Raw genomic sequence first — 7,446 nt, forward strand, 5'->3', positions numbered from 1 at the left:
AAGCAACTCGAGATGCAGATGTTTTTGGAAACAGAATTAGAAAAGCCGATAAATTGGCTCGTAAATACTTAAGTAGCGCAAAAAAATCGTTAGGTAAAAAAGAAGCTTTTTATGTAGCTTTAGAAAAAGCATTACACAACTATTTAAAAGCAAAACTACATATAGAAACTGGCGATTTAAGTAAAGATAAGATCAATAATTTACTAAATGAAAAAGGTGTTGATGATGCCGTTATAAAAGAATTTGGAAGTATTTTAAAAAGATGTGAATTGGCTCGATATACTCAAATTGATATTGTAACCATGCAAGAAGATTACGAAAAGGCAGCAAAAACAATTTCTTTAATTGATAAACAAGCGCGTTAATATGAAAAAGTTATTATACATACTATCGTTTTTGTTCAGTTTTGGCATTTTGGCTCAAAACCAAACCTTGTTTGAAAAAGCAAATGCCTTGTATAACGAAGGTAAATATGCTGAGGCCATTGATGATTATAGGTCGATTTTAGAAACGGGAAAACATTCGGCCGATTTATATTACAACCTTGCAAATGCACATTATAAGCTTAATAATATTGCACCAAGCATTTATTATTATGAGAAAGCGTTGCTATTAAAGCCTAATGATACTGATATAAAAAATAATATAGCTTTTGCTAAAAATATGACCATTGATGCTATTGATGTCATTCCTGATGCTGGGATTTCAAAATTGCTAAATTCCACAACTAATAAAATGTCGTTTGATGGATGGGCAAAAACAGCGGTCGTTTTAGTTTTTTGCTTTGTTATTCTTTTCTTGGGCTATTATTTTGCTTATTCAACTTTAAACAAACGCTTAGCTTTTATTGGAAGCATCGTGTCGTTAATTTTAGTTTGTTTAACCGTTGCATTTGCTTTTCATAAGTATAATCTAGATAAAAGAGATAATCCTGCCATTGTTTTTGCTCAAGAAAGTAAAGTAAAAAGCAATCCAAATGCCAGAAGTGAAGAATCATTTAGGTTGCACGAAGGCACCAAAGTTCAAGTTGTTGAAACTTATAATGATTGGAAAAAAATCGAGCTTTCAGACGGAAAGGTTGGTTGGGTGGTTTCAAATGATATTAAGTTGTTGAAGAATTTTTGATTATTCTTCAACAAAGTATTATATTTGCTTTTTTAAATTTAAATAAATGTCAAGAACTTTCGTTTCTATATTATTATCTTCCTTGTTTTTGTTGTTTTTAACAGCACCGACAATTATTTTGATGATTGACGATTCAGCGGATGTTTCTTTTTTTTATGCATCTTCTGAAGAAGAAGAAAAAGGGAGTGAGAAAAACAAAGAAAAAGAACTATTGTTTTTTGACTTAGATAATACAGATTTAGACTTTTCCACTACTGATGTTGAAAATAATTTAGAATATTTTTATAAAAATTACCCCAAACCACATTTAAACCTAATATCCCCTCCTCCAGATTCTTACATATTATAATTTTTGAATTATAGACTTTAAAAAAGGTCTAAATTAAATTTTAACAACTTTTGGTGTGTAATATATCAGAAGAAAAAATCATTATAATATGTTTAAAACTATTAAAAATGACTTACCAGCGAGTATAGTCGTATTTTTTGTTGCTTTACCATTATGCCTTGGTATTGCATTAGCTAGTGGAGCTCCACTTTTTTCAGGATTAATTGCAGGTATAATTGGAGGAATTGTTGTTGGAAGCCTTAGTGGTTCCAAAATTGGAGTTAGTGGTCCGGCAGCTGGTTTAGCAGCTATTGTGCTTACTGCAATTGGCACTTTGGGAGGGTATCAAAACTTCTTAGTTGCTGTTGTTCTTGGAGGCGTGATTCAAATTATCTTCGGGTTTCTAAAAGCAGGAATTATTGGCTATTATTTCCCTTCTTCAGTAATTAAAGGGATGCTTACAGGTATTGGAATTATCATTATTTTAAAACAAATACCACATTTTTTCGGTTACGATGCCGATCCAGAAGGTGATTTTGCATTTTTTCAAGTTGATGGCGAAATCACGTTTTCAGATATTTTCAAGGCCTTTAAATTCATTACACCAGGTTCAGCATTAATAGGGATTATAGGCTTAAGTATTTTAATTCTTTGGGAAAAAGTATTATCTAAAAAAGGTAAAATATTCAAATTAATACAAGGCCCTTTGGTAGCTGTAGTTGTAGGGATTTTATTTTATGTTTTGACACTATCAAATGATTTTTTGACTATATCACCATCACACCTGGTGAGTGTTCCAGTACCTGGAGATACGGCATCGTTTTTAAATCAATTTAGTTTTCCTAATTTTAGCGTAATTACAAATTCAGAAGTTTGGATTGTTGCCTTTACTATAGCGTTAGTTGCAAGTTTAGAAACTTTATTATGTGTTGAGGCTACCGACAGGCTAGATCCACATAAAAATGTAACACCAACCAACAGAGAGTTACTTGCTCAAGGCACAGGGAATATTCTTTCAGGTTTAATAGGGGGTTTACCAATAACACAAGTAATTGTGCGTAGTTCGGCTAACATTCAATCTGGAGGCGTTTCAAAAATGTCAGCTATAATTCATGGTTTTTTCTTATTGATATCTGTCATATTAATTCCAAGATTGTTAAACATGATTCCTCTTTCGGTTTTAGCAGCTATTTTATTAGTAGTGGGTTATAAGTTAGCCAAACCTAAGCTTTTCAAAAAAATGTACGATTTAGGATGGAAACAATCTATTCCCTTCTATGTAACAGTATTAGGTATTGTATTTATCGATTTGCTTTGGGGTATTGGTTTAGGTCTTGCTGTAGGTATTGTGGTTATTCTAATGAAAAGTTACCAAAACTCTCACTTCTTACATATTGAAGATAAAAGTAATGGAAAGCATAGAATAAAAATGACGCTCGCTGAAGAAGTAACTTTTTTTAATAAAGGTGCCATTTTAAAAGAGTTAGACAGTTTACCAATAGATACTTATTTGGAAATTGATTTACTTAAAACAAGATATCTGGATAATGATATTATTGAAATTTTAGAAGATTTTCTATTCAAGGCAACAGAACGAAATATTGATATTAAGTTGATATCGAAACGAGGTGTTGTAGAGAACCCTTCGAGTTTTGTTGAATTCTTTCAATCAAGACCTAAATCAAATTTAAGTTTAAGTTAAAAAAAACGTCATGAAAAAAAGTAAATATAAAATTGTCGTGTTATCAGACTTAAAAAATTCATCTGATATGGCACTTAAAAGTACTATAAGTTTAGTGAAAACCATTGGCGCAGACATAAAGTTTTTTCACGTAAAAAAACCTATTGATGTGGTAAACAGGGATAGTCAGTTATCAACTTTTAGAACTATTAATGAACAGCATAATTTAACCAAAAAGTGTATTGAAAATTTGATACATCCTGTTTCTAAGGCTTATGGTGTTACTGTAGATTACAGTTATGCGTTTGGAAATGTAAAAAACGAAATTCAAGATTATTTAGAAGAACATCAACCAGATATTGTTGTTTTAGGAAAAAGAAAAAAGGGTTTACTTGGGGATAATATTACAAAATTTGTTTTAAAAGCACATAAAGGTCCTATATTGGTTGTTGGTAAACAAAACAATATTGATTCTGATAAGGATTTATCTATTGGGGTTTTAAATAGTGAAGGAATTAATTCTAACGAATTGTTAGTTAGTGACTTACTGTCGAATTCCCAAAAGCCATTAAAAGCATTCAAAGTAATAAATCAAGGTCAAGCACAGGGAAAAACTGAAACTATTACTAATAATATGGTTGAGTATGTTTTTGAGCGTAATGATAATACTGTAAGTAATTTATCCAAATACTTATTGAAGAGTAACGTTAACCTGCTGTATTTAAGCAGGGAAAGTAGAGGTAAGGACGGTTTAAAGAAGTCTGATATAAAAGATGTTATTAACAAACTAGATGTTTCAATTTTATTATCTGGGGAATCGAATGGCATAAACAATTCAATTTAAATTTAAAAGTATAAAAATTATGAAAGCACACACCAGAGAAACACAATCAACAATGACTCCGCAAAAGTCAATTCAATTTTTAAAAGAAGGAAATCAAAGATTTCAAAATAATTTAAAAGCAAATAGAAACCTTTTGGAACAAGTTAATGATACCAGCGATGGTCAATTTCCGTTTGCTACCATATTAAGTTGTATTGATTCCAGAGTTTCAGCAGAATTGGTTTTCGACCAAGGTTTAGGCGATATTTTTAGTGTTCGTATTGCAGGAAATTTTGTAAACGAAGATATTTTAGGAAGTATGGAATTCGCATGTAAATTAGCTGGTACTAAAGTCATAGTGGTTTTAGGTCACACCAGTTGTGGTGCAGTAAAAGGAGCTTGCGATGATGCTAAATTAGGAAACTTAACAGCTATGCTTGGTAAAATTAAGCCAGCTGTAAGTGCAGTAACAACTCCAACTGATGCAAGCTTAAGAAATTCATCCAATTTAGATTTTGTTGATAATGTTTCCAAAAAGAATGTTGAGTTATCTATTGAAAGAATTCGTAAAGAAAGTCCAGTTCTAGCAGAAATGGAAAAAAAGGGCGAAATTAAAATTGTGGGCGCTATGTATGATATCAATACAGGTGCTGTCGATTTTTTCGATTAACACTTAAGATAATATATTTAGAAAAAATCAATACTTTTAGTATTGATTTTTTTTTTGACACTATTAAGGTTAACTTGGAACTTATAAATAATTTTTAAATATGAAAAATCTTTTCTCAAACATAAAAGGTGATGCCTTTGGAGGAATTACTGCGGGTATTGTTGCATTGCCACTAGCACTTGCCTTTGGGGTATCTTCTGGACTAGGCCCAACAGCAGGACTTTATGGCGCTATTTTTATAAGTTTCTTTGCGGCTCTTTTTGGCGGTACAAGCACACAAATTTCAGGACCAACGGCTCCAATGACTGCGGTAAGTATGGTTGTTATAGCAGGCATTATTGCTACAAATGATGGCGATGTTAACAAAGCACTCCCAGTTATTCTTACCGTATTTTTATTAGCAGGATTAATGCAAGTTGGTTTGGGAATTTTAGGCTTAGGGAAATATATTAGATACATACCTTATCCTGTAGTATCTGGTTTTATGACTGCCATAGGAGTCATTATTTTATTAACTCAAATTTTACCTGCTCTTGGGTATTATCCAAAAGAAGATACAGCGTTTGTTGAAACCTTTAAACCGCAAGCAGAAGAAGTTATTCTTGAGAATATTTTAAAAGAAGAAGCAGGTGAAGGTATTTTGGTACTTGAAAACTTTAAAGAAACCATTGATCGAGCTCAAGAAATTTCTCAGGAAGCTATTTTGAAGGAGTCTCAAACTTTAGCAGCAAAGGAAGCTTCTGGGGCAATGGGAGCTATAAAAGCTTTTCCTAAAGCATTACAAAACATAAATTGGTTAGAGCTAATTTTGGCGTTGGGAACCATATTTATTATTTATGGTTTTAAACGAATTACTAAAGCCGTACCAAGTACTTTGGTCGCATTGATTGTTATGTCAGGTATTGCCGTTGGTTTCAAATTAAATTACAGACCCATTGAAGAAATTCCAAGCGGATTGCCTGTTCCTAATTTAGAAATTTTCACAAGTTTCAATTTAGCTAGCATAACACCGTATATTTTTACAGCACTTACATTGGCACTTTTAGGCGCCATAGATTCTTTACTTACTAGTGTAGTGGCAGATAACATGACTAAAACAAAGCACAAGCCAAATAAAGAATTGGTCGGTCAAGGTATTGGTAATAGTATCGCGGCTATTTTTGGTGGAATTCCTGGTGCAGGAGCAACCATAAGAACCGTTGTGAATATTACATCTGGTGGAAAAACGAAACTATCTGGTATGATTGCTGGTATCATGTTACTAATTATTTTGTTAGGTTTAGGGCCCATTGCATCTCAAATCCCTGCGGCTGTTTTAGCAGGAATATTAATAACCGTTGGTATAGGCGTAATGGATTATAAGGGATTAAAAGCTATTCCGGCGCTTCCAAAAGACATTAAAATTGGGCCATTTAAAATGAGTTCAGAAGTTTTAATTATGTTAATCGTATTATTACTTTCTACATTTTGGAACTTAGTTTACGCCGTAGGTATTGGTTTAGTTATAGCCTCGTTAATGTTTATGAAAAAAATTGGTGATTTAACGGCAGAACGATCGGATGTAAAATCATTAAAAGAAGAAGCCTGGGCAGATGAAGGAGATTTTCCTGCCAACTTAAAAGAAGAAGTGTTTATAAAACACCTAAAAGGGCCATTGTTTTTTGGTTCAACTAGCGACTTTCAGGCGTTAACGCAGCAAATTCCGAGTACGGCAAAAACGGTCATTTTAAGATTAGGACGCATGCAATATATGGATCAATCTGGTTTATATGCTATGGAGGATATGCTTCAAGATTTAAAAAAGAACGACGTTGAAGTCTTATTTGTTGGCTTATTAAAACAGCCTAGATATATGATGGAACGAATTGATATTATTCCAGATTTTATTCCAAACGAACATATATTTAAAGATTTTAAAACATGTTTAAATTGGGTTAAAGATAATGTAGAAGATAAATATTAATTACCTTGTCCTTTAAGACGAAATAATATTATGAAATTAGATAAAGTATTTAAAAATAACGAAGCTTGGATTAAAGATAAACTAGCAGTTGATAGTAATTATTTTGAAAATTTAGGCAAAGGTCAAAATCCAGAGTTATTATATATTGGTTGTAGTGATAGCCGTGTAACAGCTGAAGAGCTTATGGGTGCAAAACCAGGAGAAGTTTTTGTGCATCGTAACATAGCTAACATGGTTATTAGTATCGATTTAAATGTTATGTCGGTTGTAAATTATGCAGTAGACCATTTGAGGGTTAATCACGTTATAGTTTGTGGTCATTATGCATGTGGAGGCGTAAAAGCAGCCATGCAATCAGCAGATTTAGGAATTCTAAATCCATGGTTACGTAATATTCGGGACGTTTATAGAATTCATAAACTAGAATTAAATAGTATTGAAGATGAAGAAAAAAAGTATGACCGTTTGGTAGAACTCAATGTAAAAGAACAATGTGTAAACCTTATAAAAACCGCTGCTGTTCAAAAGGCTTACAGAGATAGAGGCTTACAAGTCCACGGTTGGGTTTTTGACGTGCATACAGGAAAACTAATCGATTTAGAGATAAATTTTGAAAAGTATCTAAAAGATATCATGGAAATTTATCACTTAGATTAAAAACTAATTTTCAGTTAATAAAAAAAAGCCACTTTTAAGTGGCTTTTTTTTATGCTTCAGTTTCTAATTCTACCTTCGTTTTTGGTTCTAAAATATTCGGAAAAATGGTTGGGATTAAAGATTTTACAGGTTTGTAAAGTACCGTATCATCTATATTTTCATCGTCAATAAAAGTTATTGTACTATTCATTTTATCAAA

7 protein-coding genes and 1 pseudogene are annotated in these 7,446 nt (G+C 32.1%); all 8 read left to right on the forward strand.

The features are described from left to right. Window positions 1-365 (forward strand): annotated as a pseudogene (locus WBN21_RS11905) (BatD family protein); the annotation flags it as partial. 1 nt (window position 366) lies between these two features. Continuing rightward, a complete protein-coding gene (locus WBN21_RS11910) occupies window positions 367-1,125 on the forward strand; it encodes a tetratricopeptide repeat protein (RefSeq protein ID WP_424200560.1) in 759 nt (252 codons plus the stop codon). Window positions 1,126-1,171: 46 nt separating this feature from the next. Next, complete coding sequence (locus WBN21_RS11915) at window positions 1,172-1,474, forward strand: hypothetical protein (protein WP_424200562.1); 303 nt, start codon at window positions 1,172-1,174, stop codon at window positions 1,472-1,474. A gap of 88 nt (window positions 1,475-1,562) precedes the next feature. Beyond that, window positions 1,563-3,155 carry a SulP family inorganic anion transporter gene (locus WBN21_RS11920; RefSeq protein WP_424200564.1) on the forward strand — a complete coding sequence of 531 codons (1,593 nt, stop codon included), beginning with the start codon at window positions 1,563-1,565 and terminating at the stop codon, window positions 3,153-3,155. Window positions 3,156-3,165: 10 nt separating this feature from the next. Continuing rightward, on the forward strand, window positions 3,166-3,978 hold the full coding sequence (locus WBN21_RS11925; protein WP_424200566.1) for a universal stress protein: 813 nt from the start codon (window positions 3,166-3,168) through the stop codon (window positions 3,976-3,978). Window positions 3,979-3,997: 19 nt separating this feature from the next. Further along, window positions 3,998-4,627 carry a carbonic anhydrase family protein gene (locus WBN21_RS11930; RefSeq protein ID WP_424200568.1) on the forward strand — a complete coding sequence of 210 codons (630 nt, stop codon included), beginning with the start codon at window positions 3,998-4,000 and terminating at the stop codon, window positions 4,625-4,627. A gap of 100 nt (window positions 4,628-4,727) precedes the next feature. Next, complete coding sequence (locus tag WBN21_RS11935; RefSeq protein ID WP_424200570.1) at window positions 4,728-6,590, forward strand: SulP family inorganic anion transporter; 1,863 nt, start codon at window positions 4,728-4,730, stop codon at window positions 6,588-6,590. Window positions 6,591-6,620: 30 nt separating this feature from the next. Next, a complete protein-coding gene (locus WBN21_RS11940; protein WP_424200572.1) occupies window positions 6,621-7,247 on the forward strand; it encodes a carbonic anhydrase in 627 nt (208 codons plus the stop codon). Window positions 7,248-7,446 lie beyond the last annotated feature (199 nt).

Origin of the sequence: Algibacter sp. (assembly GCF_049667265.1) — a bacterium.
Classification (GTDB): domain Bacteria; phylum Bacteroidota; class Bacteroidia; order Flavobacteriales; family Flavobacteriaceae; genus Algibacter_B.

What these genes read in the sequence shown, in the direction of transcription:
- WBN21_RS11910 (WP_424200560.1), top strand. Translation starts at nt 367, where the DNA reads ATGAAAAAGTTATTATACATACTATCGTTTTTGTTCAGTTTTGGCATT.
- WBN21_RS11915 (WP_424200562.1), top strand. Translation starts at nt 1,172, where the DNA reads ATGTCAAGAACTTTCGTTTCTATATTATTATCTTCCTTGTTTTTGTTG.
- WBN21_RS11920 (WP_424200564.1), top strand. Translation starts at nt 1,563, where the DNA reads ATGTTTAAAACTATTAAAAATGACTTACCAGCGAGTATAGTCGTATTT.
- WBN21_RS11925 (WP_424200566.1), top strand. Translation starts at nt 3,166, where the DNA reads ATGAAAAAAAGTAAATATAAAATTGTCGTGTTATCAGACTTAAAAAAT.
- WBN21_RS11930 (WP_424200568.1), top strand. Translation starts at nt 3,998, where the DNA reads ATGAAAGCACACACCAGAGAAACACAATCAACAATGACTCCGCAAAAG.
- WBN21_RS11935 (WP_424200570.1), top strand. Translation starts at nt 4,728, where the DNA reads ATGAAAAATCTTTTCTCAAACATAAAAGGTGATGCCTTTGGAGGAATT.
- WBN21_RS11940 (WP_424200572.1), top strand. Translation starts at nt 6,621, where the DNA reads ATGAAATTAGATAAAGTATTTAAAAATAACGAAGCTTGGATTAAAGAT.